Annotated in this window: 25 protein-coding genes and 1 tRNA gene; 13 read left to right on the forward strand and 13 right to left on the reverse strand. The window is 61.0% G+C overall.

Going from position 1 to position 26876, the window contains the following annotated elements; all coding sequences use genetic code 11:
• Window positions 1–2 precede the first annotated feature (2 nt).
• Window positions 3–1817, reverse strand: a complete 1815-nt coding sequence (locus DES49_RS12830) for a sensor domain-containing diguanylate cyclase (protein ID WP_133736822.1) — start codon at window positions 1815–1817, stop codon at window positions 3–5.
• A gap of 97 nt (window positions 1818–1914) precedes the next feature.
• On the opposite strand from DES49_RS12830, the gene DES49_RS12835 reads away from it, so the two are divergent.
• Complete coding sequence (locus tag DES49_RS12835; protein ID WP_133736823.1) at window positions 1915–2751, forward strand: hypothetical protein; 837 nt, start codon at window positions 1915–1917, stop codon at window positions 2749–2751.
• Window positions 2735–3859 carry a hypothetical protein gene (locus DES49_RS12840; protein ID WP_133736824.1) on the forward strand — a complete coding sequence of 375 codons (1125 nt, stop codon included), beginning with the start codon at window positions 2735–2737 and terminating at the stop codon, window positions 3857–3859. Before DES49_RS12835 ends, DES49_RS12840 begins: the two co-directional genes overlap by 17 nt.
• 10 nt (window positions 3860–3869) lie before the next feature.
• Here the strand turns inward: DES49_RS12840 and DES49_RS12845 are convergent, their stop codons facing one another.
• Complete coding sequence (locus tag DES49_RS12845; RefSeq protein ID WP_243865044.1) at window positions 3870–5102, reverse strand: DcaP family trimeric outer membrane transporter; 1233 nt, start codon at window positions 5100–5102, stop codon at window positions 3870–3872.
• A 181-nt stretch (window positions 5103–5283) separates the two neighbouring features.
• Between DES49_RS12845 and DES49_RS12850 the strand changes: the two genes are divergently transcribed.
• Entirely contained in the window at window positions 5284–5952 is a 669-nt protein-coding gene (locus tag DES49_RS12850) for a glutathione S-transferase (RefSeq protein WP_133736825.1), read from the forward strand.
• A gap of 6 nt (window positions 5953–5958) precedes the next feature.
• Here DES49_RS12850 and nudE read toward each other — a convergent pair whose 3' ends face one another.
• Complete coding sequence (gene nudE, locus DES49_RS12855; RefSeq protein ID WP_133736826.1) at window positions 5959–6504, reverse strand: ADP compounds hydrolase NudE; 546 nt, start codon at window positions 6502–6504, stop codon at window positions 5959–5961.
• A 119-nt stretch (window positions 6505–6623) separates the two neighbouring features.
• On the opposite strand from nudE, the gene pgl reads away from it, so the two are divergent.
• Complete coding sequence (gene pgl, locus DES49_RS12860; RefSeq protein WP_133736827.1) at window positions 6624–7313, forward strand: 6-phosphogluconolactonase; 690 nt, start codon at window positions 6624–6626, stop codon at window positions 7311–7313.
• The gene (eda, locus tag DES49_RS12865) at window positions 7313–7972 is read left to right on the forward strand and encodes a bifunctional 4-hydroxy-2-oxoglutarate aldolase/2-dehydro-3-deoxy-phosphogluconate aldolase (RefSeq protein ID WP_133736828.1); all 660 of its coding nucleotides are present in this window, start codon (window positions 7313–7315) and stop codon (window positions 7970–7972) included. The genes pgl and eda overlap by 1 nt, the downstream gene beginning before the upstream one ends.
• A 9-nt stretch (window positions 7973–7981) precedes the next feature.
• Here the strand turns inward: eda and DES49_RS12870 are convergent, their stop codons facing one another.
• Window positions 7982–8422 (reverse strand): VOC family protein, encoded by a 441-nt coding sequence (locus DES49_RS12870; protein WP_133736829.1) that lies wholly within the window; start codon window positions 8420–8422, stop codon window positions 7982–7984.
• A gap of 51 nt (window positions 8423–8473) precedes the next feature.
• The gene (locus tag DES49_RS12875; RefSeq protein WP_133736830.1) at window positions 8474–8848 is read right to left on the reverse strand and encodes a hypothetical protein; all 375 of its coding nucleotides are present in this window, start codon (window positions 8846–8848) and stop codon (window positions 8474–8476) included.
• Window positions 8849–9653: 805 nt separating this feature from the next.
• On the opposite strand from DES49_RS12875, the gene DES49_RS12880 reads away from it, so the two are divergent.
• Window positions 9654–10250 carry a fibronectin type III domain-containing protein gene (locus tag DES49_RS12880; protein WP_133736831.1) on the forward strand — a complete coding sequence of 199 codons (597 nt, stop codon included), beginning with the start codon at window positions 9654–9656 and terminating at the stop codon, window positions 10248–10250.
• Here the strand turns inward: DES49_RS12880 and DES49_RS12885 are convergent, their stop codons facing one another.
• The 4 genes from DES49_RS12885 to DES49_RS12900 form a co-directional block, all read right to left on the reverse strand.
• Window positions 10251–12863, reverse strand: coding sequence for a CHASE2 domain-containing protein (locus DES49_RS12885; protein ID WP_133736832.1), 2613 nt, complete (start codon window positions 12861–12863; stop codon window positions 10251–10253).
• A gap of 158 nt (window positions 12864–13021) precedes the next feature.
• Window positions 13022–13864, reverse strand: a complete 843-nt coding sequence (locus DES49_RS12890) for a FecR family protein (protein ID WP_166646083.1) — start codon at window positions 13862–13864, stop codon at window positions 13022–13024.
• 53 nt (window positions 13865–13917) lie between these two features.
• A complete protein-coding gene (locus DES49_RS12895) occupies window positions 13918–14619 on the reverse strand; it encodes a response regulator transcription factor (RefSeq protein ID WP_133736834.1) in 702 nt (233 codons plus the stop codon).
• Between the two features lie 103 nt (window positions 14620–14722).
• On the reverse strand, window positions 14723–16882 hold the full coding sequence (locus DES49_RS12900; RefSeq protein WP_133736835.1) for a DNA topoisomerase III: 2160 nt from the start codon (window positions 16880–16882) through the stop codon (window positions 14723–14725).
• Between the two features lie 88 nt (window positions 16883–16970).
• Here DES49_RS12900 and DES49_RS12905 point away from each other — a divergent pair, with 88 nt between their 5' ends.
• The 3 genes from DES49_RS12905 (at window position 16971) to DES49_RS12915 (ending at window position 19157) form a co-directional block, all read left to right on the forward strand.
• Window positions 16971–17288, forward strand: coding sequence for a BolA family protein (locus tag DES49_RS12905; protein ID WP_133736836.1), 318 nt, complete (start codon window positions 16971–16973; stop codon window positions 17286–17288).
• A 10-nt stretch (window positions 17289–17298) separates the two neighbouring features.
• Complete coding sequence (locus tag DES49_RS12910; protein WP_133736837.1) at window positions 17299–17925, forward strand: L-threonylcarbamoyladenylate synthase; 627 nt, start codon at window positions 17299–17301, stop codon at window positions 17923–17925.
• Between the two features lie 341 nt (window positions 17926–18266).
• Window positions 18267–19157, forward strand: a complete 891-nt coding sequence (locus DES49_RS12915; RefSeq protein ID WP_133736838.1) for a DUF6160 family protein — start codon at window positions 18267–18269, stop codon at window positions 19155–19157.
• A gap of 4 nt (window positions 19158–19161) precedes the next feature.
• Here the strand turns inward: DES49_RS12915 and DES49_RS12920 are convergent, their stop codons facing one another.
• Together DES49_RS12920 and DES49_RS12925 are read right to left on the reverse strand one after the other, a co-directional pair.
• Window positions 19162–19647, reverse strand: coding sequence for a YajQ family cyclic di-GMP-binding protein (locus tag DES49_RS12920; RefSeq protein WP_133736839.1), 486 nt, complete (start codon window positions 19645–19647; stop codon window positions 19162–19164).
• Window positions 19648–19683: 36 nt separating this feature from the next.
• Window positions 19684–19760, reverse strand: a tRNA-Arg gene (locus tag DES49_RS12925).
• An 87-nt stretch (window positions 19761–19847) separates the two neighbouring features.
• Between DES49_RS12925 and DES49_RS12930 the strand changes: the two genes are divergently transcribed.
• The 3 genes from DES49_RS12930 (at window position 19848) to DES49_RS12940 (ending at window position 22110) form a co-directional block, all read left to right on the forward strand.
• Entirely contained in the window at window positions 19848–20531 is a 684-nt protein-coding gene (locus tag DES49_RS12930) for a TIGR04283 family arsenosugar biosynthesis glycosyltransferase (RefSeq protein ID WP_166646084.1), read from the forward strand.
• A 23-nt stretch (window positions 20532–20554) separates the two neighbouring features.
• The gene (locus tag DES49_RS12935) at window positions 20555–21190 is read left to right on the forward strand and encodes a TIGR04282 family arsenosugar biosynthesis glycosyltransferase (protein ID WP_133736841.1); all 636 of its coding nucleotides are present in this window, start codon (window positions 20555–20557) and stop codon (window positions 21188–21190) included.
• 110 nt (window positions 21191–21300) lie between these two features.
• Entirely contained in the window at window positions 21301–22110 is an 810-nt protein-coding gene (locus DES49_RS12940; protein ID WP_133736842.1) for a substrate-binding periplasmic protein, read from the forward strand.
• Here the strand turns inward: DES49_RS12940 and DES49_RS12945 are convergent.
• The gene (locus DES49_RS12945) at window positions 22102–23040 is read right to left on the reverse strand and encodes a histone deacetylase family protein (RefSeq protein ID WP_133736843.1); all 939 of its coding nucleotides are present in this window, start codon (window positions 23038–23040) and stop codon (window positions 22102–22104) included. The genes DES49_RS12940 and DES49_RS12945 overlap by 9 nt on opposite strands.
• 82 nt (window positions 23041–23122) lie before the next feature.
• Here DES49_RS12945 and DES49_RS12950 point away from each other — a divergent pair, with 82 nt between their 5' ends.
• Window positions 23123–25864: a bifunctional acetate--CoA ligase family protein/GNAT family N-acetyltransferase gene (locus DES49_RS12950; protein WP_133736844.1), complete on the forward strand. Its 2742-nt coding sequence runs from the start codon at window positions 23123–23125 to the stop codon at window positions 25862–25864.
• A 165-nt stretch (window positions 25865–26029) separates the two neighbouring features.
• Here DES49_RS12950 and yaaA read toward each other — a convergent pair whose 3' ends face one another.
• A complete protein-coding gene (gene yaaA / locus DES49_RS12955; protein WP_133736845.1) occupies window positions 26030–26797 on the reverse strand; it encodes a peroxide stress protein YaaA in 768 nt (255 codons plus the stop codon).
• Window positions 26798–26876 lie beyond the last annotated feature (79 nt).

Raw genomic sequence — 26876 nt, forward strand, 5'->3', positions numbered from 1 at the left:
CGCTATTTTTCAGGCTCTGATGGCGGTTCCGAGTATACCTTTACCCGGTTCCGCCCCTCGGCCTTGGCCTCGTAAAGCGCCTGGTCCGCCTCACCGATCAACAGGGTCATATCCTCCTTAGGGCGTGGGATATGGCTGGAGACGCCAATGCTGACGGTAACGGGAATTTGCTCCCCGTCCCATTCAAGGGGCGTGTTCTCCACCCGCTCGCGTACCCGTTCGGCGACAGTTTCCGCACCTTCCGGGGTGGTGTGGCAGAGCAGGATGGCGAATTCCTCGCCGCCGTAGCGGGCCACGTAATCGCCAGCGCGGCTGACGGAGTCCTCGTAGACACGCGCCAGGTGCTTGAGGCAGGCGTCGCCGCAGAGGTGGCCGTAGTCATCGTTGAATTCCTTGAAGCGGTCCACGTCCAGCAGGAGCAGGGAGATGTGGTTGTCTTTCCGGGAGTTCTTGCGCCACTCGTTATCCAGGGTCTCATAGAAAAAGTCGCGGTTCTTGAGCTGGGTGAGGCCGTCGATGGCATTCAACTCCTTGAGCTTGTTGTTCGCCTCTTCCAGCTCCAGCGTGCGTTCGCTGACGCGTTTCTCAAGCTCTTCGTTCTGCACCCGCTGGAGTCGCTGGTTCTCGTTGGTAACCAGACGGATGCGGTCGGCCAGGGCCATGGAAAGGAAGATCATCTCCAGGGCCGAGCCGATCTGGATGGAGAATTCGGTGAAGAAGTTGGCCGGGAGCAGCCCGAAGGTCTTGAGGGTGTAGACCAGCATGCCCATCAGCAGCAGGGTCCAGGAGATCATGAAGTAGCGGGCAGGCTTGAAATCCTGGAGCCAGCACTTCATGCCCACGACGAAGATGGCGATGGCGGTGATGGCCGTCAGCAGCGTACCCACGCGGATGACGGGGCCGTAGGGCAGCACCAGGGAGGTGGCCGCGATCCCCATGAATGCCAGCATCAGGATGCTGAACAGCTTGTGGGCGCGTGGGGCATTGGTTTTCAGTGACAGGAAGGACTGGCTGAATCCGATGATGAACACCATGCCCAGGCCCATGGTGAAGGCGATGGAGCGGTTGTTCCACCAGGGGCTGTCGGGCCAGAGGAACTCGAACGCAAAGCCGTTAAGCGACGCCTGGAAGAGCCCGTAGGCGGCAATGTAGGCTACGTAAAGCAGGTAGTTCACATCGCGTATCGACAGGAAAATAAGAAGGTTGTAGACCGCCAGGGCGAGGATGAGGCCGTAGTACATGCCAAAGACGCGGCCCATCACATGGTCGTTGTTGTAGAAGGCATCCTTGGTCCAGAGGGTCATGGGCATCTGGACGGCGCCACTGGTCTCTGCCCGCATGTACAGGTCCAGCGTCTGGCCGGGTTCGATCGTGAATTCAAAATTGATGTGCTGGTGGTCCCGGGAGCGCTGATCAAAGGGCACGGAATCGCCGGAATAGTATCGGGCGATGTCGCCGTCCGGGTAGACCACGTAGAGTTCCAGATGGTCCATGATGGGGTAGAGCGATTCCAGGACCCACGCCTCATCCGGTGGGGCTCCGGCCTCCAGCTGGACGTGGAACCAGTAGGCGGATTCGGTGAAGCCGAAATTCAGGGCCTCGGACTGGCCGCCCTGAAAGTCTCCGGACTGGCGCAGTTCACGGACCTCCTCCAGTTCCAGCTGCCCGCTCTCGTCCTCAAGGTAGGAGAGGGCGAGGGATAGGTCGTAACGCTCTGATTCCGTGTCCAGCATGACCGGATCGGAGGCGCCAGTCGCCACAGTCGGCAGGAACAGGCTGCAGAGGATCAGTAACAGGACGACAGGGTGGACTCGCATAGGCTTCAATCGCTAAGAACGGAATCTGGATTCACCTCTAGCAGTGTAGTCGAATCCACGGGGATGCCCTGATCGAAAATGTGCCAGAATGAAACCCATGGACTTATCAACGTCACACCGATCCAGTCTTGCCAGTGCCGTGCCGCGGCATGCGCTGGTTCTTGTTGCAGTGGTCATGGCGCTCTGGGGTTACGCGATCTTTGCGCCGGTGCTCTCGACGCCGGCGATTGCCGCCGTCTGGTTGCTGGTCTCGGCGCTCATGGTATCCGCGCTCTTTCCCCGGAAACGGCTGCGACGGCGGGCCTGGTTGAGGGCCTATTTTCATGAAGCCAGTATCTGGCAGCGACGCCTGGCTGGCGGCCCTGTCATGTGGACCCTGCAGATGGCGAAGGCCCTGGTGCTGTCCGCATTCCTCATGACCCTTCTGGTGCGCCTGCGGGAGCCGGATCTGTGGCGGTTAATGGTGGCTGGTGTGCTGGGGTTGGTGGTTGTGCGTTCTTTTCTGAATCGTGGTTTCCGGCCGGACCTGAATCCCGGGTACCGGCCTGAATTTGTCTGGCGTCTCAGTCTGCTGGTGACGGGCGTGGTGCTCGTGGTGGCGCTGGTGCTGATGGCTTTCCTGCGGCCCCAGCCGGATTTTACCGAGGCTTCGCTGGCCCAGGCCGTCTGGCACCAGGTGGACCAGGAGGCGGCACGTAGTGGGGTGCTTCACGAGGGGCTCCGGCTGCTGGCTGCCAAGGAGGGCGTCCAGCTCTGGCTGGCCCAGAACCTGGGCGGGTTTCCGGTAGCGGGCTGGCCCATTGTCGTGCTTGTCTGGCTGATGGTGTTCGTGGAGCAGGCCCTGTTCGTGACGGCTCTGCTGCTGCTTTGCAACGGCGTATTGAGCCGCCTGCCGCCCGAGGCCATTGGAGGTGTCTATGCGCTCGACTCCTAATGGGTTGTTCGCAACCGGCGTTAAGCTCGTGGTGCTGGCCTCGCTCCTGTCGGGCTTCTGGTGGCTGGCGGGGGCGGAGACACAGCGGATCTGGGACCCCCGTGACCAGGTAAGACTGACCCTGGAGGATCGGTATTTCCGGGTCCCGCGCTCCGAGCTGGGCGGGCTCAGGGCGGATTCCGAGTTCTGGTTCCGGGCGCAGGCTTCCATGGGGCAGGGGGTGCTTCGGGAGCGTATGAGCGAGCACCTGGACAGGCTCTTTCTGCGCGTTGAAAACCGTATTCCGTCCTTCCTGGACTGGTACTACAGCCTGGGCGGGGAATACAGCCGCCTGGGGATGTCCGCGCTGAACATCATCGGTCTGGACGACCGTAACTATGTGCAGGAGCAGGCGTCCGAACGGCTTTTTGAGGCGGTGGGCTGGGAGCAGTCCCTGGCGCGGCTGGATCGTGATCTTACCCGGGGGCTGGTACGCCATGACCGGCGGAGCCGGGAGGGTTGGATGGCCCGGCTTGTGAGCCAGTTGTCCGAGCATGAGGTGCCCGCTCCAATAAAGCCGGAATCACGCAGCTCCCACCGGATCGAGGATACGGTGTCACTGGACGGTCTGAACCGCAGCCTGGAGGCGGATTCGCTGATGAGCCTCAATGACCGGGCTTTCCTGAGCGCGGGCGGTGGAACCCTGGCGGGATTTGCGGTCTGGCGTGGCGCCTTCCGGGGAGCGGCGGCGGTTGGCGGGCGTCGTGCGGCGGCGAAGGGCGCGGGGCGGGTGATCACGCGTGCCGGTTCCGGCGCTGCCGGGGGTGCCATGATCTGTGCCCCAAGTGGGCCTGTGGCACTGGGTTGTGCGCTGGTTGCGGGGACGGCGGCCATGCTGACCATTGACTGGGCGTTGCTGAGCGTTGAGGAGGCCGTGAGCCGGGATGCCATGGAAGCGCGATTGAAGGAGGGGCTGGCTGGTTTCCGTGAGAATCTGGAGCGCGATCTGGGCAACCGTATTGAGACCCGTGTCGAGCACCTGCAGCAGGCACGACAGGAACGTATTCGCGGGGTTTTTCTGCCGATGGAGGGGATAAAACAGGCCGCCACGGGCGTGGCGGCCAACTGAAGAGGTGGGTTCAGAATCCGAGCTTGGCGGTGAACTGCAGCCGGTGGAGCTCACCGTTGCTCCCGTTCTCAAGTTCCTTGTCCCCCCAGATGATCTCGCCGCCCAGGTCCAGGTTGGAAATGGGGGAGTAGATCAGGTTGGCGTGGGTGCTGCTGTAGCTCTTGGCTGCGCCCCCTGCAACACTGTCCGGGTTGTCTGCGGTAGAGTGAGACAGTGTAAGGTTCGAGCGCCACTGGGGGCTCCAGATATGGCGGTAGGAAACGAAGCCGCCCATCTGGTCGATCAGTTCGATGTCGCCATTATCCTCAATCTGCGCCGCGCGGAATCCGTTCAGGCTCAGGTACCGGCCCATGGCGTTACCACCGTTGAGCTGGGCCCGGATGTCGCTGCCGTTATCGCCGACCGGCATCTTGGCGGCGAGAGACACGCCATAACCATAGGCGCTTTCGCGAGTGTCGCCATCTGGGTTGACGAAACCATTTTTATACGCAATTTCACGTCCCATTGCGGCAATGCTCAGGCTGCCTGCATCCACAGGAACGTTGTAGCGGGCTACAAGGTCAGGCATACGGTTCGAATCGTAACTTGCTGTACCTCCTAGATCGTCGACGGTGGCGTCAGCCTCAGAGCGGGTGATTGCGTCGGAACTGTTGTAAAAAGTGGATTGCGGATTCTCCAGCGCAAAATCCCAGTTACCCGGGCTGTAGCGGATCTGGGCCTGGCGCTCAAAGATGGTCCCTACCGGGCCAACGAAGTCCAGATTTTCCGGCAGCGTGCCCACGTTGAAGAAGGTGGACCAGGTCTGGCCAATGGTGAAATCCTGGAAGGTCATGAAGGCGTGGCGAAGCCGTACCCCGTAGCTGCTCGAGACACGCTCGTCACCCCCGGCGCCACGGAAGTCGATTTCGATGTAGGTGCCCACATCGCCCATCTCGGTATCGGAGGTCGTCTTGAAGAAGATCCGGCTCTGCTTCGCGTTGTTATTGTAGTTGACGCTGCTGTTGTCACCGCCGGTTGGAATAAGCGAGGGAATCAGGAACTCTTGGGTTGCGGATGAGTCCCCGTCGGTGGCCTGGGTCAGGTGTGAGTCGGCCTTTACGAAGCCACCGACGGCGAAGTTCGTGTTCGCCATCGGGGTATTCTCCAGCGCGCTCACTCGCTCTTCCAGGCTCTGCGCCTGAGCAGCTCCGGCGCCGGCGCCCACGGCAAGGGCCAGGGCGGTTATGGACATCTTCTTGTTCATGTTGTCGTCTCCTTTCTCTGCACATCGGCACGGGTTGCGGGGATCAAGTGATCCCTGACATCCAAAGCGTGCGTCGCATGCGGGAAGGCCGCAATTAGACCATGGTCGAAGTGCCGCATGATCCAGCGGCGCCGGGTGCTCGTAGAATGGCTGATTCAGGATCAAACGACAGGGAGCTCCCATGATTACACTCCACCATCTGAACAACTCCCGCTCACAACGGATTCTCTGGCTGCTGGAGGAACTGGGCATGCCATACGAGATTGTCCGGCATGAGCGGGACTCCAAAACCAACCTGGCACCGGAGAGTCTCAAGCGGGTCCATGCCCTGGGTAAATCCCCGGTGATTGAGGATGACGGCCTGGTGATTGCCGAATCCGGCGCCATTGTCGATTACCTGGTGCGCAAGGACGACGAGCGCCGCTTCGTGGTGGAAGAAGGAGAGGAGGGATTCCTGGACTGGACCTTCTGGATGCATTACGCGGAAGGCTCTTTGATGCCGCCGTTGGTGATGCGGCTGGTGTTCCAGAAAGTGAAGTCCGGCCCCATGCCCTTTTTTGCGCGCCCGGTGGCCAAGGGCATTGTGGACAAGACCCACAAGATGTTTCTCGGGCCCATGATCCAGTCGCACCTGGATTTCGTGGAGGATCATCTGGCCCGTTACGAGTGGTTTGTTGCCGGGCGGCTCACCGCGGCGGACTTCCAGATGAGCTTTCCTCTGGAAGCGGTGGTCGCTTCGGGCATGGCGGGCAAACGCTATCCAAATATTCAGCGTTATGTCGAGCACTATCAGCAGCGCCCGGCGTACCGTCGGGCGCTTGAAGCCGGCGGCCCCTACGCCTACGCCTGACCTCCGTCAGCCGCTCTCTTTCATGGCCCTGACCATGTAGAGGGCGGCGATGACCCGTGCTTCGTTCATATCATCCCGTTCCATAAGCTCGTCCAGCCGGGAGAGTTCCCAGGTCAGCACCTCGAGTGGTTCCGGCTCATCCCCCGGCAGCCGGGATTCGTGCAGATCCTCGGCCAGCACGGCGCGGATGTGGTGGCCCATGTAGCCCGGCGATAGCGTCATGTCCTTGAGGAAGGTCATCCTGCCACAGGCGTAGCCCGCCTCTTCCTGGAGTTCGCGGTTGGCCGCTTCGCGCCAGTCCTCGCCGTGTTCGTAGCCGCCCTTGGGCAGGGTGAGGTGATACTCCTCGGTGCCGGCGCCGTATTCGCGGATCAGGACGACGGTGTTGTCATCGAGTAGCGGGACGCACATGACGCCGGCGATGGGCGGGGTGCGCAGGCGTTCGAACTGGCATTCGGTGCCGTTTGAGAAGCGCAGGTGAACTTCTTCGATGCCGAAGAGGCGGCTGCGGTGGACGAGGCGGGTATCGAGGATTTCGGGTTTCTGTTCCATCACGTCTGGCCTTGAAACGAATGAAGAATGTGAGTTCCGCTTGCCCTTCGGACATGTCAGCTGAACCCAGAAAGGATAAAGTAAGTAGCGATACTCTGTAATAACAATGGATTTATCTTATGGCCATGGAACCATTGGTTGCCCCGAGGTGGGTAGAGGAAACAGACAGTGAGGCGCTGGCGCAGCGGTTGGCTGTGCATGTGGCGGATCGGCTTCGTGAGGCGTTGGCGATGCAGTCCGGGGTAACTCTGGCCGTTTCAGGAGGACGATCGCCGGCACGGTTTTTTGAGGTGCTGAGTGAGCAGGAACTGGACTGGGAGCGGGTGGCGGTGCTGCCCGTGGATGAGCGGCTGGTGGTGCCGGGATCCCCTCAGGCGAATGAGGCTCTGATTCGGGAGCACCTGCTTCGTAATCGGGCCTCGGAGGCGGTATTCGTGTCGCTTCTTGAGTCCGCACCGGGGCCGGCTGAGGCGCTTGCCCGGGTGCATTGGCCGCCGGTGGTGGCGGTGCTGGGAATGGGGCTGGATGGGCACACGGCGTCCTGGTTTCCGGGGGATGACGCTTCTCTGGTGGCAATGGCGCCGGAGGGGCGCCCCGGCTATGTCGAGACGGTTGCGCTGGAGGCGCCACGGGCGCGGGTGAGCCTGAATTGGCCGGCGCTCCAGGAGGTTGGCGAGCGGGTTCTGTTGGTTCAGGGGGACGACAAGCGGGCGCTTCTGAAGTACATTCTGGAGGAGAAGCCGGACTATGCGCAGTATCCGGTAGCACGACTTGTTGCCGAGCCTCTGACAGTCTTCTGGAGTCCCTGATGAAAAAGGAATCGGGTTACCAGCCCAGCCCTCAGCGCCACCTTGAGTCCCATATTCGGCGGGCCCACGTGATACCCATTCTTACCGTTGACGACGAGGCTACGGCGCTTTCCGTGGCGGATGCCCTGGTTGCGGGGGGCGTTACCGCCCTGGAGATTACCCTCAGAACCCCGGCGGCGTTGCCAGCGTTGGCGCGCATCCGCAAGTATCTGCCCCAGCTGACTCTGGCGGCGGGCACGGTGCGTTCCATTGATGATTACCATGCGGCCATCGATGGGGGTGCTGATTTCGTGGTCTCGCCCGGGTCGACGCCGCACCTGTTGAACTATGGCGTTACCGCGGCCGTGCCGTTGCTGCCCGGGGTGGCAACGGCGTCCGAGCTCCTGATGGGGTTTGAAGAAGGGTATCGGGGGTTCAAGTTCTTTCCCGCGGCGGCCAGTGGCGGTGTGCCCGCCGTGAAGTCACTGCTGGGTCCCTTTGCCGAGGCCTGGCTGGTGCCCACCGGAGGCGTCGGCGGCGAGAACGCGAAGGACTATCTGGATCAGCCCAATGTGGCGGCTGTGGGCGGCACCTGGCTGGTGCCGCAGGACCTGATCGCCGCCAGGGACTGGGAGGGTATAGAGCGGCTGGCCTATAACACCCTGCATAAGCTGGCGTAGATTTTCACGCTACCAGGTGCCCGTATTCTCCATTGACGCCCAGGGCTCCTGCTCGGGCAGGGCATCACCTTTCTGGAGCAGTTCAATCGAGATGCCATCCGGAGAACGGATAAAGGCCATGCGGCCATCCCTCGGGGGGCGGTTGATGGTCACGCCCCTGTCGCTCAGGAACTGGCAGGTGTCGTAGATGTTGTCCACGCGGTAGGCGAGATGGCCGAAGTTGCGCCCGCCGGTATAGGTCTCCGGGTCCCAGTTGTAGGTCAGCTCAAGCATGGGGGCGTTGTGCTTCTCGGCAGCTTCGCGGTCGCCGGAGGCGCACAGGAATACCAGGGTGAAACGACCCCGTTCACTGTCGCGCCTGCTGACCTCCTGCATGCCAAGGAGGTCGCAGTAGAAATGCAGGGATTCGTCCAGATCACTGATCCGGACCATGGTGTGCAGGTATTCCATCGAGCGGCTCCCTGTTGGTTATGCGGGAATAGGTTGGTTGGCCCTGCGGTATTACGGTCTGCTGTTACCGTTGCCGCTCTCCGCATTGTGAATGTAATGGGATCCATCAACAATGCCGCCGGTTTTCAGGTATTCCTGCACGGTGGGAGAGCAGTTCAGGTAGAAAAGCAGCAGCTCACGCTGTATATCCTGATCCTGAACGCGCGAGGCAAATTGGATCATGCTGCGGATATGGTCGTCGCTGTTCCAGGGGAACTGTCGATGGTAGCGCAGCTCCAACAGTTTGCTGAGCCGCTCGAGGTGGTAGTCACCCGTGTAAGTGAGGTGATCCCTGAGCCGGAATCGGCCAGCTGGGTGCCCGTGCTCCGGCTCGCCGGCTGCCGCGGTGCTTCGGCTGGTTTTGCGCCATAGTGATTTCAGCAACACGTCTGCCTCGCCTCCCGGTTCAATCAGTCAGACTGCAGACCTGGATGAATCTGGCCGTATTATGCCCGCCCCCGGTCCTGTCTGACACGCCCTGTAACACCTGTTTACAAACTGTAGTTCATTTTTGCGGAAATGTGATCTGTCCCGCTATCAAGAACTATGTCGTTGTGAATCCCATCATGGTTCCATACGTTGGGTGGCCGTTGATGGGTTTGTCACAGTATGTCCGGATTTAACAAATCCATGGGGTTGTTGTTGCTGGAGTGCTAACCGGGTCACAGCAGGTGGGATTAAAGCCTTTTTAGAATGGATTCCAGATGCAATCGGAACAGGTGCAGTTTATGACCCAACCGGGTGATGACGAGCCCGTCGGCGGAACCATCATCGTCGACTGAACCACAGGTCCCTGGCCATAACCGTCCGTTCAATACGAATGTCGGTTGAAGCCCGTGCGCCGGAACACCGGACGTGAGGCATGATTTGCCCGAATCCCTGTAATTGCCCCCCCCTTCTTTGCGAGCAGAGTAATAGCCTGCCTGCAGCCCGCTTGCGAGACGCCCTACCGCTGGTTTCACCATTGTTTATCCGGTTGCGGATAACCCCATCGTCAATGCCGGCGATGGTTCGCCTGTACAGTTTCGCCAGCGGAAGCTCTCATTGCAGGAGGTTTGGAAAGAGATCGCGGGATCAAGCGGGTGTCAAATAAATGGCGTAAAATGTAGCAAAACACTGCCTGAATAAACACACTTTTACAAAGTTGGCGGGTAGCCTAGTTCGTGAAATGTCAACGAACTGGTGCAAGAACATGTCATATCCCGCCAAGAAAACGTTCAAGAACCCGACCTGGGTGCTGTTTGCAGGCTTCTTTATTCTGGCTGGCTGTCAGATTGATGGTGCCTCAGATACTGGAAGCGATAACGGTCAGAGCGCGCAACAGGACGAGAGTGTTACGGATGATACACAGGAAACCGCGAGTCGGCCGAGTAGCGAAGACGACCTCGTCGCGGACAGTTCCGGCGATAGTTCCACCACTGATGACGAATCGGTTGATGACGGCACAACCGAAACGGATGGTGGTACAACCGAAACGGATGGTGATACAACCGAAACGGATGGTGATACAACGACCTTGGATACAACCGCAACCCTGATGTGGGATGCACCGACCCAGCGTGAGAATGGGGATACCCTGAAGGTCGGGTCAATTGATTACTATATCGTTTCCTGGGGACAGGATCCGGATACCCTTGCCAACACCGAGCAAGTGTCCTGTGTAAATTGCACCGACATGGAGCACGTGATCGAGGATCTTGATGAAGGAACCTGGTATTTTACCGTTCAGACCCGCGATACTGATGGCAACGTGAGTCGCGAGGCGGACCTGGCCAGCAAGAAGATCTGATCAATCCGGCTCTGTCAGTGGCAGATAGAGCCGGAAAGTGGAGCCACGGCCCGGGGTGCTGACAAGGTCCACCACGCCCCGGTGCCGCTCTGCCACGGTCTGGACAAAGGCCAGGCCCAGCCCTGCTCCGTGAGGCCCTCCCATCTCAGTTCCCTTCTGACGCCGGAATCTCTGAAAAACCATGGGCTGGTCTTCCAGCTCAATCCCCGGACCCTGGTCCGTAACACTCAGGGCGCCCGTCTGGCCCGCATTCTCCACGCTGACTGAGACCACGGTATTGCCCGGACTGTACTGGATGGCGTTGGTGAGCAGGTTAATGACTGCCCGCTCGAGGAGTTCCGCGTTTCCTGACAACCACAGGTCCTCCCGGCCATCAAGCTCGAGCCGGACCTGGTTGGCGAGGGCCTGCTCCTGGACCGCGTCCACCGCATTCTCGGCAATGGTCAGGAGTTCGCAATCGTAGAACCGCTTGTCGGTGAGTTCCTCGGCCCGGGCCAGTTGCACGAATTCTTCGGCCAGCTGGTAGCTTCGCCGGGCGAGGCGGGCGATCTGGTCCAGCGTTTCCGGCGCCACCGGCTGGTCTTCCCGTCGCAACTGGTCCAGAAGGGCAAGCTGGGACACCAGAGGTGAGCGCACGTCATGGGAAATGAAGTCGATGGCTTCCCGGTACTGGCGTTGGCGCTCGCGCAGATTGGTGATGTCGGAGAGGTTGACGATGAGCCCCGGATGACGCTGCTCGGGGAGATCGAAGGGCGCCAGGTGTATGAGCAGGGCGCGATCCCGCAGCCAATAGTCGATGACGTCCTCGTGGCGCTCGTTAAGGATCGTCAGGATGCGTTCACGCCAGATCCGTTCTGGTTGGCGGCTTTCCTCGGTACTACCACTGATCATCAACCGTTGCAGCGGCATACCGGTGAGGCTTTCCCGGGGCAGCTGGAACCATTCCGGGATCCGGGCGTTGACGTAGCGGATAACGCCCAGCGCGTCCGTGACGATGACGCCGTCCGGCATGCGTTCGAACCCGGAGCCGATAAAGCGGCGCATCCCGGCCAGCGCCAGCGTTGCATTGTGCACCTGCTCGATGTGGTGTGAGACCCGTTCCCGGGAGCGTTCGATGACTGGTTCCGTGGTGCCGGTATGCAGGTGCAGGCTGTCAAGGAATGGTCTGACGGTGGCGGCGTCGGCTTCGCTGGTCCAGACCAGGCCCAGCTCATGCCAGTATCCGTTGCGGAAAAAGCGGATCCGGCTGCGGCTGGCTTCATGGTGCCATTTTCCGGCCTGCTTCTGGGGCAGGAGGGTGTCCGAGCCGGAGGGCGGCTGGCCACGGATGGGCTGATGATTGCTGGTCAGCCAACTGTCGCTGGCCTGGAGCAGCTCCTGGAGCTCATCCAGTAACTGGGCCGGTGCACGGTCTTCCAGGCGGCCAATGGTAATGCGCCGTTCACGACCCAGGGCATGGAGCTGGCGATTGAGGAAACGGTTGAGGAGGCCAAGCCGCTGGGCCGTCCACAGGGGAAAGGCGAGGGCGGCGGTGAGTGCGGGCGCCCCCGGTGTGAGCCACAGGGCCTGGAGACGCAGCAGGCCGTAGGAAACCAGGATGGGCAGCAATGTCAGGCCAGCCGCCAGAGCCAGGGTGCGCATCGGGCGCCAGCGGGGAAAGCAGGCCCCGATGATGGCAACACTGAAGAGGCCCAGCAGCAGTGATGCCCAGCCGGAGACCGGCTGAATAACCCGGTCCTGCGCAATGGCCGAAAAGGCGTTCGCATGGAACTCAACGCCGCTGAGCGGAGCCGTGCGTCCGGAGACCGGGGTGGGCAGCATATCCCCGAAGCCGGCGGCGGTAATGCCCACGAATACCACCTTGTCCCTGAGTTTCTGCGGCGGAACCCGCCCTTCGAGGACGTCGATGTAGGATACCGAGGGCATGCGCCCGGCACGGCCCGAAAAGGGAATACGGACGTGGTTCTGCCTCACGTTGACGAACGGGGCATCCGCGGCGACTGCCGCTGTGTCCGAGCCTTGGGTCTCCATTCCACTCTGCTGGATCACGGCGTCGGCAAGGCTGGGCCAAACGGCTTCCCCCAGCCCCTCCCGCCGGTAAAAGCCGCGCACAATACCATCGTCATCCAACTCCACATGCACATGGCCAAGGGCACCAGCGGCTTTGGTGAGACTTGCAATGGGAAGGAACTCGCGTAAGGGCTGCTCATCGTCGCTGGGGTAGATGTGCAGGGGCAGCACCACGTCGCCGTGGCGTTTCATGGCGTCAGCAAGCTGCCGGTCCTGGGCGCCGCGTTCCGAGGGTTCCGTGAACAGGATGTCGAACGCAACGGTGCTGGCGCCGGCCTGGTCGAGTCGATCAATCAGGCTGGCATGGTACTGCCTGGGCCAGGGCCAGCGCCCCAGGCGGTCCAGGCTTTTTTCGTCGATGGCGACAAGTACCAGCTCGTCCGGCGGGGCCAGGCGACTCTGTTGAATCAGGGTGTCATAGAGCCAGAGATCCAGGCGCTCCGTTGCCGGGGTGACCGTCAGCAGTACGAGCAGGGCGGTCAGGGGAAGAATCAGGTGCCAGCGTGCCAGGCGCCTGGATGGAAAAAGGCCACTGGAGCGCATCAGGGAGTTCCTTTCCGCATGGGGTCATTATTGAACGGAGGTTTCGTAAGGCTCGCTCCAGTCATTGGTTATTATCGCATCCGTTGCCAGGCCTTTTACCCGCACATGATAGCGTTGACCCGGTTCCAGCTGAACCCGGGGTTGCGTGTCCTCAGCGGTTACTGCCCCGACAATATTGCTGAAGGTGTCATTGTGCGCAAGTATTCCCGGGGCGGCTTCAAGCGGGCCAGTGACTGCGCCACGTTGCTGCCATGAATGGCGGAGTAGCCCGCGTGCACGGTTTTCTGCTTCTCGCCATCACCAAACCAGACCTCGCCCTCGCGGACCTCAAGCAGGGTGCCGCCGCTGCCGCTTTCCAGGCTGAAGGCGGTGCCACGCACAGCCGCGACCGCCGAGGGCGTTTCAATCTCGAAACGGGAGCCCCGGTGCTCAAAGGGCTCCACATCGGTATTGACGCGCCCGCGCTCCAGGTTCAGGCGGATATCGACCATGCCTGAGCGGCCATACTGCGTAAGCCGGTCGAAGGTGATCCGGCTGTGGCGTTCGATCTTCAGGATGGAGCCATCAGCGAGCTCGACAATCGCCTGCCCGTCGGTGGTCCGGACCTCATCCCCCACGTTGAGCCTGTCACCAACGCCCAACTCCTGAGGTTCGGTGGCAGGGTGCGGGTGTAGGAAAACGGTGCCCGTGACGGAGGTGGCCCGGGCGGGTCTGGGGCTGCGCTCCAGCCAGGTCAGCGGTATCTTCAGGGCTGCGCCGGGCCTCAGGGGGTGCTGGGTGCTGATGTTGTTATAGCTGACCAGGTCTTTCTGGCCTCGGCCGGCGCCGAGCAGGCGGTCGCTGATGCCCGTGAGGCTGTCGCCGGGGCGTACCGTGTAGGTCCAGTCGCCACTACGCTCAGGCACCGGCGGAGCAGTTTCAAGCTCCGTGCTTGTTGAGCCACGGGCCAATGCCGTCTGGGTGCCAGCCAATGCCATCAACAACAGGAGCATTGCCGTCATGGGTTCAAGTCGTCTGCGTACTGCTTTATACCGCATAAAAACTACTGCCTGTTTCAGGCGCTCATGGCTTCTGTATCCACAGCTTCCAGGCGGTAACCGCGCTGGTAGATCGTCTTGATCCGGAAACCGTTTTCCGGCTTGATGCCGAGTCGTCGCCGCAGACGGCTCATGTGAGTGTCCACCGTGCGTGTGTTGATGTCGCTGGACACGCCCCAGACCCGTTCAAGGAGCATCTCACGGGTGAGTAGGCGGCCCTGGTTCTGGAACAGGAAAAGCGTCAGGTCGAAGTCCTTGTCCGTGAGCTCAATGGGCTCGTCATGGCAATAGATCACCCGGCTGCCCTTGTCGATGGTGAAAGGCCCGAATTCCAGGTGTTCCTTTTCCACTTCGGGATGGACGCGTCGCAGCAGCGCGCGGACCCTGGCGAGCAACTCCCCGGGGCGGAGGGGCTTGGCCAGGTAGTCATCGGCACCGGCGTCCAGGGCGGTGATGATGTCCTGCTCGTTGGCGCGCTGGGTTACAAACAGCACGGGGATGGGCCAGTCCAGCGTCGCGCGGACATTCCGGAGAACCTCGATACCGTCGATATCCGGAATCTGCCAGTCCAGGATCAGCAGATCGTAGCTCTTGTGTGCCACGGCGCTCAGGAAGGCCTGTCCGGTGGCGAGGTAGTCACAGGTCTTGTCGTCGTCATGGAGCAGCTCGGCGATGCGTTCCGCCTGTTCGTGCTCGTCTTCCAGCAACGCGATGCGCATTGGCGCCTCCAAAGTTATTCACCGTGAAAGATGGCACAGCAATGCTTGCACTTCAGTAATCCTTTTGTTTTAAAGGGTAACGTGTCTTAAGACCGGCCGATGCTCAGGTTTTCAGGCTGTTGGTATCCGGTCTGCCATCCTGGTCGGAGAGCGTTGTGCGGCAGGCGGGGTAGCGGCTGCAGCCCCAGAAAGGGCCTTTGGGGCCGGAGCGCTTCACCAGAGGGGCGAAACAATAAGGGCAGGGCACGGGCGCCTGGTCCATGCCGTCGCCGGCACTGCTGTCGTCTTCGGCTTCCACGGCCCGGCTACCACGGCATTCGGGAAAGCGCGAGCAGGACCAGAAATCACCGAATTTGCCGGAACGCTTGCGCATGGGGGCGCGGCATCGGGGGCAGTGCACGCCCGTGTGTTCAGCGGGCGCCGGCCTGGCACCCGCAATAGCCGGATCCAGAAGCGTGCGTATATCGGTGGTGAGTTGTTCCAGGAAGGATTCCGGGTCGCTGTCCCCCTGACGGATCCGCTCCAGCTGGGATTCCCAGATGGCGGTGCGGTCGGGGGTTGTGGCGCTCTCCGGCAGGCCCTCGATCAGGGCCCAGCCCTTGTCAGTGGCGTGAATGGCGCGCTTCTCCCGTAACAGGAAGCCACGGTTGAACAGGGTCTGGATAATGGCGGCCCGGGTGGCCTCGGTGCCAAGGCCGTCCGTCTCGCGCAGGGTCCGGCGCAGGTCAGCGTCCTGCACAAAGCGCGCGATGCCGGTCATTGCTGACAGCAGGGTGGCGTCCGTGAAGGGTGTCGGGGGCTGCGTGGTTTTCTCCAGGCAGCGCGCCTCGTGACAGCTCACCTGCGCCCCCGGCTCGAGCCGTGGAAGTGGGGTGGGCGCCTTTTCACTGTGGTCACTGCGGCGCCTTACGGGCTCCAGCCGCTTCCAGCCCTCGCTGATGATGCCGGTTTCCCGGGCCTTGAAGGCCTCGCCGCCAATGCGACAGTCAAGCTGCCCCTCCCGGTGGAGGGCGTCGGATTCGAACTGCATTAGGTAGAACCGCGCCACCAGGTCATAGACCGCCGCTTCGTCCTTCGACAGTTTCCGGAGTGAGCTATGGCGCTGGGTGGGCACAATGGCGTGGTGGGCACCGACCTCGTGGTCGCTCCAGGCCTTGCTCCGGCGGGCGATGTCCTCCGGCACGCCGCCTTCGACCAGCTCCGGATGGGTGGCGGCAATGGCCGCGACCACCTCATGCCGGTCGGACCAGTGCCCTTCCGGCAGGTAACGGCAGTCTGAGCGTGGGTAGGTGATGAGCTGGTGGGTCTCATAGAGGGACTGCGCGGCTTTCAGGACCTGCTCGGCACCCATGCCGTGGCGCCGCGCGGCAGTGATCTGGAGCACGGATAACGACAGGGGCAGCGGCGGTGCCTCCGCACGCTCACGGAAGCTGGCATCCACCACCTCGCCGGTCTGTCCCTGTATCCGGTCGCGGACCTGTTCCGCGGGGCCTTTCTCAAGCAGTCGGCCGTTCTCATCCAGCTTGTGGGCCACGTCTTCACCGGGTTGCCAGCGGGCCCGGAAAAGGTGGTCCGGCTCCGTGCCCGGGGCGAGGACGGCGTCCAGCTGAAAGTAAGGGCGTGGCTCAAAGTCACGGATGCTCCGGTCGCGCTGGACGACCAGCCCGAGCACGGGCGTCTGGACACGGCCCACCGAGAATACGCCCTCCTGGCCCTTGCGTTGATGATAGAGCGTGTAGGCCCGACTCAGGTTGATGCCATACAGCCAGTCCGCGCGCTGGCGTGCTTCCGCCGAGGCCTTGAGCGGCTGGAAGCGGCGGTTGGCGGTCTCGGCTTCCAGGGACTTGCGCACGGCCTCGGGGTTGAGGTCGTTGATCAGGACGCGCCGCACGCCGGCGGGAGAACCGCACCATTCCAGCACTTCATCCACCAGCAACTGGCCTTCGCGGTCCGGATCCCCGGCATGAACGATGTCCGTGGCGTGCCTGATCAGTTTCTCAAGCACGCCAAGCTGGTCACGGACATCCGCGCGGGGCTGGCGTTCCCAGTTGTCGGGGATGATGGGCAGGGTATCCAGCCGCCAGCGCTGCCATTGGGGGTTGTAGTGGGCCGGCTCTACCGGTTCCAGCAGGTGGCCGATGCACCAGCTCACCACGATGTTTTCTCCGCACTTCAGGTAGCCCTGGCCGCGCTCGGGCCGGTTGCTCAGGGCACTGGCAATGGCGCGTGCAAGTGACGGTTTTTCCGCAATATAAAGGCGCATCGGGACCCCGTGGGTTAGGGACAGTACCGGTGAAGGGTGTTAAACTCAATCCGGTATTGTAACGAATTCAGCATCCGGAGCGTGGTTTATGTCTCTGCAGGCGGCAATTGAAAACCGGCTGAGCGAAGGATTCAATCCCTCCGTTCTCCAGGTGGAGAACGAAAGCCACCAGCATGCGGTGCCCGCCAACTCGGAAACCCATTTCCGTGTGGTCATGGCCAGCGAGGCCTTTGAGGGCAAGCGCCGCATTGCCCGTCATCAGGCCGTTTACGGCGCGCTTTCCGAGGAAATGAACAATGGCATCCACGCGCTGACGCTGCACCTCTACACTCCCGAGGAGTGGCAGAACAGCGAAAGCGGTGCCCCCCAGTCCCCGCCCTGCATGGGCGGTTCAAAAGCCGGCTGAGCGAGGTGATATGAGCCAGTATTTCCAGATCCATCCGGAAACCCCGCAACCGCGGCTGGTGCGCCAGGCGGTGGAGATCCTGCGTCGTGGCGGGGTTATCGCCTATCCCACGGATTCCGCCTACGCGCTGGGCTGTGGCCTGGGCGAGAAAAAGGCGGCGGAGCGGATCCAGTGGCTGCGCAACCTGGACGACAAGCACAACTTCACCCTGGTATGCCGGGATCTGTCCGCGATCGGCACCTACGCCAAGGTGGACAACGTCCAGTACCGGCTCCTGAAATCCCATACCCCGGGCCCTTACACCTGGATACTGGATGCAACCAGTGAGGTCCCCAGGCGTTTGCTGCACCCGAAACGTCGCCAGATCGGCATCCGCGTGCCGGATCACCGGATCGTGGACGCGCTGGTGGCGGAGATGGGGGAGCCGATCATGAGTTCCACCCTGATCCTTCCGGGTGAGGAGTGGCCCATGAACGACCCGGAAGAGATCCGGGATCGGCTGGAGCACCATGTTGACCTGGTCATCGAGGGCGGCTTCTGTGGCATGGAGCCGACTACGGTGGTGGATCTGTGCGGCGATATGCCCAGAATCATCCGGGAAGGGAAGGGCGATCCTACCCCATTCCAGCTTGAATGATCAGGTCGCGGCGCTGAACCGCATCCCGCAGGCGGTTCTTCGTACCCCAATCTTCGTTCCCCGCTCCCCTCCACCTCCGAGAGCTTGATGCTCACCGTCTCCTTCAGGAAGTTGCTCTCCCTCGCCGTGTAATCCCTGTATTCCCGTAGAGACATATCTGTAAAAGATGAAAAAGGGTTCAGAGTATGAATTGTTACACAAATATTAAATGTGGGTAATCGAAAAGGTAGGTTTTCACATTAAATCGGCTTTCTCTTTGTTAATGTCGGACAGTGAGGTCCTCCGGGACTGAACAAATAATTAGAAAAAAACAAACAATGGAATGCTGTAGGAGTCATTATATGAAAGGCCTGAAAAAAGTAACGCTGGGGGCTGCCATCGCAGCGGCGCCCTGGCTAGCCTACGGGACCACGCCTCTGGACGATGCAGCCTTGAGCGAGGTGACTGGGCAGGCGGGCGTGACGATTGAACTCGACACGCGCGTCACCATCGACCAGATTGACTATTCCCAGGGTCCTTCCACGGGGTCGGTGTTGGTCAATAACATTGAGATTGGTGGTTTCGGTCCGCTTAACGATCAGATTACCGAGAACCTCGATATCAAGATCGACATCGATCTCCAGGAAAACGGAGACGCTCTGTTGCGTTTCGGTCCAATGGGCTTCAACCCGGTTGACCTGGGGGTCTCTGTTGGCTCGGTCGGATTGAGTGGTAGTTCGGGGTCCGCAACGCTCATATCGAATTTCGATATGCGCATGTGGGTGAGCGGATTTGATGTTTTGGCGAGGGTCGAGGATCTGCAGGGCAATACTGGCGGTTCGGGGTCCCTCGCGATGGACGCTTTCTTCGCTATTGAAAACCTTGATGTGGATTTTGACGTGGCCGCAGTGTCACTGAAAGGGCTCCGCATGGGTGGTCCGGGGTCGCTGGAAGGTACGGATAGTAGCAGCAATGGCCTGATAGAAGAGGCGGCGTTCCCCGACACAAACTCGGTGCGCCTGGCTCTTCAACCGGTGAACGCGCAGCTGAGGGTCGGGGCGGCAGGTTCGATCTCTGCCTCGGGACCCTCCGAGACCCTGCGGGTCCAGGTTGATAACTTTGTCAGCGATATCTGGATGCCAACGATCAATGTTGGCAGTGGCGACAGTAGCGGTGCTGCAAGCATCGGTTCCATCGCCATTGATCATCTGGATATCAGTGGTACGGAGATGGCGATCTATGGTCGTCAGTAAGTAGTCAGTCCCTGAAGTTATTGAACTGAAGCGGTAGTTCAATACTGGACTCGCGCAGCGCGGCGATCGCCTCCTGGAGGTCGTCGCGCTTCTTGCCACTGACCCGCACCTTGTCCCCCTGGATGGACGCCTGGACCTTCAGCTTCTTCTCCTTGAGCAGCTTGACAATAGCCTTGGCCGTGGGTTGATCGATGCCCTGGCGGAAGGTCATGTTGAGGGAGAAGGTCTTTCCGCTGTGAACGGGTTCATCCTCCATTTCCACGCCGGCCGTATCGACCCCACGCTTGGCGCAGGCCTTGCGGAACAGATCCTCTATCTGGCGCACCTGGAAATCCGATTCGCTGGTCAGCGTCACCGTCAGGTCCTTGAGTTCAACGCTGGCGGTCACGCCCCGGAAATCAAAGCGTGTGCCGAGTTCGCGGTTGGCGTTGTCCACGGCATTACGCAGTTCCACTTCGTCAATTTCAGACACCACATCGAAAGTAGGCATGGTTTTGGTCCGTTAGGTGAGTCATCGGGCAGGATATGGTGCCCCCGGCTGGATTCGAACCAGCGACCTTCCGCTTAGGAGGCGGATGCTCTATCCGACTGAGCTACAGGGGCATGGAAGCGCGTATGGTAGCGAGCCATGGCCCGGGCTTCAAATGCAATTGTTGTTGTGGGCGTGAAGCGGGATTAGACTCGGCGCCCATGGACCCGATGCAGCTTTCCATCATCATGCCTGTGCTTAATGAATCCGCCAGTATTCGCCGGACCCTGGAGGCGTTGCAAGCACTCAGGCGAGGCGGGCACGAAGTGGTTCTTTGCGACGGCGGCAGTACCGATGGCACCCGGGAAGCTGCCGCCGGCCTTTATGATCAATGGGTGGCCGCCATGCCGGGCCGCGCGGCTCAGATGAATGCCGGCGCGGCGCAGGCCCGGGGCAACCTGCTTCTGTTTCTGCATGCGGATACGCTGCTCCCGGAGGCTGCCCCTGAATGGCTGGAGCGGTTCTGGCGAAGCAACCGGGACTGGGGGCGTTTTGATGTGCGGCTCTCCGGCAATCGGGGGCTTTTTCGGGTCATTGGCTTCTTCATGAACCTGCGGTCCCGCCTGACTGGCATCTGCACGGGGGATCAGGCCCAGTTCGTGCGCCGTTCCCTGTTTGAAGGTCTGGGTGGGTTTGCGCCACTTCCCTTGATGGAGGATGTGGAATTCAGTGGGCGACTGAAGCAACACTCCCGCCCTTTCTGTATCCCTTCACCGGTGGTGACCGACAGCCGGCGATGGGAGGCCAATGGCGCCTGGCGAACAATCCTGCTGATGTGGCGACTGCGCTGGGATTACTGGCGCGGTGTGCCTGCGGAGCAGCTTCGGGCCCGCTACTATCCATGAAGAAATCCGTATAGGGTATTGCTTTGGCAGCGACTGACGAACCACTCCTGATCCAGTTTGCCAAGTGGCCGGAGAAGGGACGGGTAAAGACCCGCCTGGCTGCGGCATTGGGGGAGCAGGGCGCCCTCGATGCTCATGTTGCGCTGACGCGGGCGGTACTGGATCAACTGATGGCTACGGGCTATCCGGTGAGTTTCTGGTGGGATCGGTCATTGGAAGTGCCCCCCGATGAGGCGGCAGGGATTCTCGGAATTCTGGAAACGAGCGGGATCACCCAGAAGGTCCAGTCGGGGGAAGATCTTGGTGCCCGCATGACCCGCGCTCTCAGGTGGGGGATAGGTTCTGCCGGGCGGGCCATTATCGTCGGCAGTGACTGCCCCTCGGTGGATGCGGATTACATTGGGAAAGCCCTTGAGGGGCTTGAAAATGCGGATGTGGTTATTGGTCCGGCCGACGACGGGGGCTATGTGCTCATCGGTGCGCGAACCACCACCGACGCTATGCTTGCCGGTATTGACTGGGGAACCCCCAGGGCTTTTGAGCAGACCTGCCGGAGGCTCAGACAGGAAGGACTCCGGTACCAGTGCCTGGCGCCCCTCTGGGACGTGGACGAGCCCGAAGACTGGGCTCGTTTTCTCAGCGTTGGCGCTGAGAAGTAGAGGCTGATGCCCTGTCCGGAAACCGCGATGCCACCTGGGGGCTGACGGCTTCCGGTCCCTGTGCTTTAATACAGCATCAGCTCACATTTTAAGCGGACCGGAGTTTTTTCATGCGCTGGAACCCTGTCAAACAGGACCGGTTGGCGTCCCTGGTGTGGAGCCTTGTTGTCGTTATTGGTCTTGCCCTCTCTGCGCCCGCTGTTGCTGCACGGGATGGTGGCGATGCCGAGGAGCCCATCGTGTTCAGTCTTGCCGCCATTGATCCCTATGCCAGGGAGGTGCCGGGAGGAGAACCTCAGGGCGTGCTCGTTGAGATCGTCAAGGAACTGCGTTCCCGCACGGGCCTTCCCCTTCGTTATCACGTCCGCCCCCACGGCCGCACGCTTCTTGAGCTCGAGGAAGGGATCGCGGACTTTGTGCCAAGTTTTGCCACCCCCGGGGTTGAGAGAATCGGCGAACGAGTAGGGCATATTGCAACGGCGAGGGTGCTGGTGCTCGGACGTGACGGGGATGAGTCCATCAACTCTCTGGCCGGACTCAACGGCGACAACGTTGGGTATCTGGACGGAACCTGGTACGGCCGCGCCTTTGAGAAGAATGAGAAGATTCACAAGGTGCCCGTGAACGACGTGGCGCATGGAGTGCGCCTTCTCAAGCGTGGTCGCCTCAAAGCCGTCGTTGCGACGGAAATCGCCATTCCCCCGGGTTACAACCCCGAACACACGGATGATTCCACCCTGAAAATCCTTCTGGAACTCGAACCCAACGAAGGTAAGCTGTACATGTCCAGGCGGTCCTCTCGGGACAAGGCGAGCGAGCTTATCGCCGAGGCCCTGAAGGCGATGCATAAGGACGGCACCATGGACAGGCTCCTTGAGGCGCGCTTCAGAACGATCTCTGCCAGCGATGGGTCAGAGTGAGGCGTTCCCCGCCGCCAACAGGCCCCGCACATGGGCTTCGACGCCGTCAGCCAGAACCTGCAGGTTATAACCGCCTTCCAGCATGGAAACCACCCGGCCCCGGCAGTGGGCCTTCGCCACATCAGTGATGGTGTCGGTGATCCAGCGGTAATCTTCCGTCTCCAGCTCGATGTCCGCAAGCGGATCAAGCCGGTGGGCATCGAATCCCGCCGACACCAGAATCAGTTGGGGCTTGAACCGATCGAGTGCATCCAGCCAGCCTTCGGTGATGGCCTGACGGTAGGTTTTACTGTCCGTGCCGGCCTTGAGCATGACGTTTACAACATGGTCCGGCATATCGTGATAATGCTTGTAGGGGTAGAAGGGGTGCTGGAAGCTTGAGCACATAAGCACCCGTGGGTCGTGGTGGAATATATCAATGGTGCCGTTGCCCTGGTGCACGTCAAAATCCAGGATCGCCACCCGCTCCAGGTGATGGAAGCTCAAGGCATGCAGCGCGGCGATGGCCACGTTGTTGAAGAAACTGAAGCCCATGGTCCGGCTGCGCTCGGCGTGATGGCCCGGAGGGCGTATGGCACAGAAGGCATTACGGGCCTGGTTGACCAAAACCTGGTTCACTGCCTGGACACCGGATCCTGCCGCAAGCCGCGCAGCCCTGAGGCTGTAGGCGGTCATCATGGTGTCCGGGTCGGCCATGACCCGGCCTTTGGTGGGGGCCATCTGCTCGAGCTGGTCGATGTACTTGTCCGGGTGGGCGCGACGGATCTCATCCCGGGAGGCCTCTTCTGCCTGAGTGACCAGCAACTTGTCCATGAGCCCGGTCTGGGTCAGCCGATCCTCGATGGCCCGGAGGCGTTTCGGGCTCTCGGGGTGGTCGTCGCCCATGTCGTGGGCTTCACAGTCGGGGTGATGGAAAAATGCGGTGGACATCGTCTGGACTCTGCATGATGGTTACACTGTAGGAAGGATTGTGGGCCGTCGGCCGTATTGTGGCAAGTCAACAGGGAGCACTATGTCCACGAGGAATCTCAACGCACTGTTCAATCCGCGCTCCATTGTCGTTATTGGTGCCTCGGAGCGTGCCACCAGCCTTGGTGGTATGGTGCTGCGTAATCTGATGGCCGGTGACTATGGCGGTAAGCTCCTTGTCGTCAATCGTCACGGTTACGATCAGGTGCATGGCGTTGCCTGTGTACGGCGCGTCAGGAGCATGAAGCTGGTTCCGGATCTTGCCATTATCTGTACACCCCCAGAGACCGTGCCCAAGGTGGTTCGCCAGCTGGGGGAGGCGGGGGTGCGAACCGCCATGGTCATGACTGGCGGAATGTCCCGCTCCCACAGTCGTAATGGCCAGCCGTTGATGTACGCAGTGCGTGACGCGGCGCGCAAGGCAGGCATCCGGGTTCTGGGGCCGAATACCATCGGGATCATGTCGCCCTCCACCAACCTCAACGCGACCTATGCGCACATGGGCGTGCTTCCCGGCAAGATTGGCTTCGTGGGGCAGTCTGGCACAGTATGCAGTGCGGTCATCGATTGGGCCTTTGCCCGGGGAGTGGGGTTTTCAAGGCTTCTGACCCTGGGTGATGGCATGGACATCGGCCACGACGACCTGATCGATTACCTCGCGGAGGATCCCGGAACCCGCGCTATCCTCCTGCACATGGAACACATCCCCAACCCCCGGCGCTTTATCTCGGCGGTGCGTGCCGCCTCGCGCACCAAGCCGGTGATCGCGGTCAAGAGCGGGCGTTACCCTGAGTCCGAATACATGCCACAGCCGTTACCGGATGGGCTCACCCAGAGCGATCCCATCTATGATGCGGCTCTCCAGCGTGCGGGTGTGCTCCGGGTCAACGGGCTGGACGAGATGTTTGATGGCCTGGAGAGCCTGTCGCGTATGCGCAAGGTACGGCGTGAGGAGCTCGTGGTGGTGTCAAACGGAGTTGGCCCCGGGGTTCTTGCCGTGGACCGGCTCAAGTATCAGGGCGGTCAGCTTGCCAGCTTCTCGGAAAAGACGGTGGAAGCTCTGCAGAAACGCCTGCCGGATTATCTGAGCGTCCGCAATCCGCTGGATCTTGGCTTTGATGCGTCGCCCCAGCTGTACGCGGATGTGCTTGAAATCCTGGGCAAGGATCCGGCCGTTGCCAATGTGATGGTGATGTACACGCCGACGCTGCTGGAGGATACCCTCCACATAGCGGACTCCGTTCTCAAGGCGGTTAAGCGTCAACGGTTGAATGTTTTCACCTGCTGGCTGGGGCAGGCCACGGTGCTGGATGCCCGGGAAGCCTTCTACGAGGAAGGGCTGCCCACCTTTTTCTCCCCGGAGAAAGCGATTCGGGCCTTTATGCATTTCGTGCAGCACCAGCGTGGCCAGCGGCTGTTGGCGGAGACGCCGGAGTCCTGGCCGGAGCCCGAGGTGGACCGCCAGGAGGCGCGTAAGATGGTTCAGAGGGTGATCCGTAGCCGGCGTGACCACCTTCTTCACCAGGAGGCGCGGCAACTGATTTCGGCCTATGGTATAGAGACCCTGGAGACGGCCTACTGCGATGACGAGGACGACGCCATCGAGGCGTTCCGGGAGTGGGGTGGCCCCGTGAATGTGACCCTGCTGCACGAGGCGGGCTGCCATCCCTTTCTGGAAGAGACCACGGGTCGTGGACGCTACAAGGCAACCATCCGTCGCCTCAACGACGAGCAGGGGGTTGCCAAGGCCTGTCGCCTGCTGCTGGAACAGTACCGCAAGCATTTCCCCAACAGTGGTTTTCTTGGTTTTGCGCTTCATCAGACGGATGCCCATCTTGGGGGGATTGGGTTCAGTGTCGGCATCACACGCGACGCGGTATTCGGGCCTCTGATCGTGTGCGGCTCCGCGGGGGCACGGGTCAACGTGATGACGGACCGGCGTGTTGGATTGCCTCCCCTGAATATGAACCTCGCCTATGAATTGGTCTCCCGCAGTTATATGTACCGTCTGCTGCGTGAATACAGCCACCATCCGGAAGACGATAGCCGCGGGGTTTGCCAGACGCTGGTGACACTGTCACAGATCATCAGTGACATCCCCGAGGTGCGAGGTCTGGAGATCCTGCCGCTGCTGTTTGGCACGGAGGGTGCCGTGGCCTGCGATGTGGCGATCAACCTGGGCGAGGCGGTCTCGCCCGTGATCAAGCCCTATCCCCGGGAGCTCGAGGAGACCGTGGTACTCAAGTCCGGTCGGGAGGTGCTTTTGCGTCCGATTCGTGCGGAGGACGAGCCCAGGCACCTGGAATTCCACGAGAGTCAGTCACCGGAGACGATCCGTTACCGGTTCTTCCAGTACCGCAACCAGTTCAGCCACGAGGATGTGGCGCGCATGGTGCAGATCGATTATGACCGGGAGATGGTCTTTATCGCCACTGAGTCGACTGAGGATGGGGATGAACGGACTCTCGGCTCGGTTCGTGTCTGGACGGATGCGGACAACATCCACTGCGAGTTTGCGGTGATGGTGCGGGATGAGATGCGCGGGGAGGGGCTTGGGCGCGTGTTGATGGAGAAAATGATCCGGTACTGTCGCGCGCGGGGTACTCTGGAAATGGTGGGTAATGTGTTGCCGGGGAATGAGTCGATGAATGGGTTGGCTCGGGCGCTTGGGTTTAAGGTGACTTATAACGACGACGAGGAGGTGATGGACCTTCGGTTGAGTTTGAATGAGCCGCGGGAGGATTGGCAGTTGGATCGGGTTGATGGGGAGTTGCCGCCGATCTGATTTCGTTGTTTTCTGCCTTTGGTGACGGCTTGGGCGGGGTGGTCCTTTCCGGGAATCGCCACGAGTACGTCCCTGTAGGCTGCCCTCCGCCATCCATGGCTCCGGAGCTTCCCGGAAAGGACCACCCCGCCCAAGCCTGCTTCGTGCAGGCTGCCTGTTCTGTAGTTACCCGCCTCTTGTGAATACCCAGTTGTCGCCACTTGAGAGTTCTTCGTTGAAGGCGTAGCCGTCGGTGTCGAAGTTCTGGACGTCTTCCGGGTTGGTTAGTTTGTTGTGGATTACCCAGGCGGCCATCATGCCTCGGGCTTTCTTGGCGTAGAAGCTGATCATCTTGTACTGGCCGTTCTTCCAGTCCTTGAACTGGGGGGTGATGATGCGGGCGTTCAGGTTTTTGTGGTCTATCGCCTTGAAGTACTCGTTGGAGGCGAGGTTGAGGAGGACGCCGTCGTCGGCCTGGAGCTCTTCTTTGAGGGAGTTGGTAATGGTTTCTTTCCAGAAGGCGTAGAGGTCCTTGCCCCGGCTGTTTTCGAACTTGGTGCCCATTTCCAGCCGGTAGGGCTGCATCAGGTCCAGGGGGCGGAGGACGCCGTAGAGGCCGGAGAGGATTCTGAGGTGTTCCTGGGCGAAGTCGAGGTCCTTGTCGCTGAAGGTCTGGGGGGCCATGCCTTCGTAGACGTCGCCCTTGAACGCCAATACGCAGGGGCGGGCGTTGTCCGGGGTGAAGGGGGTGTGCCATTCCTGGTAGCGCTGGGCGTTGAGTTCGCCGAGGGGTTCGCTGATGCCCATGAGGCTACTGACCTGGTAGGGTTCCAGGGTCTTAAGTTCGTCGATCAGTTCCCGGGCGTCTTCCAGGAAGCGGGGTTGGGTGTGTTTGTCCGTGGGTAGGGGGCTGTCGTAGTCGAGTTTTTTGGCTGGTGAGACGACCATTAACATTGGCTATTCTTCCTTGGGTTCTATTGGGTTGAGTTTAACATTGTGCCTTGGCAGGGAGCGAGGTGACGCTTCCCGGGAA

Origin of the sequence: Halospina denitrificans, assembly GCF_004364635.1 — a bacterium.
GTDB classification, from domain to species: Bacteria; Pseudomonadota; Gammaproteobacteria; order Pseudomonadales; family Oleiphilaceae; genus Halospina; species Halospina denitrificans.

Excerpts from the sequence above, each read along its gene's own strand:
- pgl (WP_133736827.1), top strand. The coding sequence starts at position 6,624 with ATGGCCATGGAACCATTGGTTGCCCCGAGGTGGGTAGAGGAAACAGAC.
- DES49_RS12945 (WP_133736843.1), bottom strand. The coding sequence starts at position 23,040 with ATGTCCACCGCATTTTTCCATCACCCCGACTGTGAAGCCCACGACATG.
- DES49_RS12880 (WP_133736831.1), top strand. The coding sequence starts at position 9,654 with ATGTCATATCCCGCCAAGAAAACGTTCAAGAACCCGACCTGGGTGCTG.
- DES49_RS12940 (WP_133736842.1), top strand. The coding sequence starts at position 21,301 with ATGCGCTGGAACCCTGTCAAACAGGACCGGTTGGCGTCCCTGGTGTGG.
- DES49_RS12950 (WP_133736844.1), top strand. The coding sequence starts at position 23,123 with ATGTCCACGAGGAATCTCAACGCACTGTTCAATCCGCGCTCCATTGTC.
- DES49_RS12870 (WP_133736829.1), bottom strand. The coding sequence starts at position 8,422 with ATGGAATACCTGCACACCATGGTCCGGATCAGTGATCTGGACGAATCC.
- DES49_RS12835 (WP_133736823.1), top strand. The coding sequence starts at position 1,915 with ATGGACTTATCAACGTCACACCGATCCAGTCTTGCCAGTGCCGTGCCG.
- DES49_RS12900 (WP_133736835.1), bottom strand. The coding sequence starts at position 16,882 with ATGCGCCTTTATATTGCGGAAAAACCGTCACTTGCACGCGCCATTGCC.
- DES49_RS12930 (WP_166646084.1), top strand. The coding sequence starts at position 19,848 with ATGGACCCGATGCAGCTTTCCATCATCATGCCTGTGCTTAATGAATCC.
- DES49_RS12845 (WP_243865044.1), bottom strand. The coding sequence starts at position 5,102 with ATGAACAAGAAGATGTCCATAACCGCCCTGGCCCTTGCCGTGGGCGCC.
- eda (WP_133736828.1), top strand. The coding sequence starts at position 7,313 with ATGAAAAAGGAATCGGGTTACCAGCCCAGCCCTCAGCGCCACCTTGAG.
- DES49_RS12850 (WP_133736825.1), top strand. The coding sequence starts at position 5,284 with ATGATTACACTCCACCATCTGAACAACTCCCGCTCACAACGGATTCTC.
- DES49_RS12890 (WP_166646083.1), bottom strand. The coding sequence starts at position 13,864 with ATGACGGCAATGCTCCTGTTGTTGATGGCATTGGCTGGCACCCAGACG.
- DES49_RS12830 (WP_133736822.1), bottom strand. The coding sequence starts at position 1,817 with ATGCGAGTCCACCCTGTCGTCCTGTTACTGATCCTCTGCAGCCTGTTC.
- DES49_RS12895 (WP_133736834.1), bottom strand. The coding sequence starts at position 14,619 with ATGCGCATCGCGTTGCTGGAAGACGAGCACGAACAGGCGGAACGCATC.
- DES49_RS12910 (WP_133736837.1), top strand. The coding sequence starts at position 17,299 with ATGAGCCAGTATTTCCAGATCCATCCGGAAACCCCGCAACCGCGGCTG.
- DES49_RS12840 (WP_133736824.1), top strand. The coding sequence starts at position 2,735 with ATGCGCTCGACTCCTAATGGGTTGTTCGCAACCGGCGTTAAGCTCGTG.
- DES49_RS12905 (WP_133736836.1), top strand. The coding sequence starts at position 16,971 with ATGTCTCTGCAGGCGGCAATTGAAAACCGGCTGAGCGAAGGATTCAAT.
- yaaA (WP_133736845.1), bottom strand. The coding sequence starts at position 26,797 with ATGTTAATGGTCGTCTCACCAGCCAAAAAACTCGACTACGACAGCCCC.
- nudE (WP_133736826.1), bottom strand. The coding sequence starts at position 6,504 with ATGGAACAGAAACCCGAAATCCTCGATACCCGCCTCGTCCACCGCAGC.
- DES49_RS12885 (WP_133736832.1), bottom strand. The coding sequence starts at position 12,863 with ATGCGCTCCAGTGGCCTTTTTCCATCCAGGCGCCTGGCACGCTGGCAC.
- DES49_RS12920 (WP_133736839.1), bottom strand. The coding sequence starts at position 19,647 with ATGCCTACTTTCGATGTGGTGTCTGAAATTGACGAAGTGGAACTGCGT.
- DES49_RS12915 (WP_133736838.1), top strand. The coding sequence starts at position 18,267 with ATGAAAGGCCTGAAAAAAGTAACGCTGGGGGCTGCCATCGCAGCGGCG.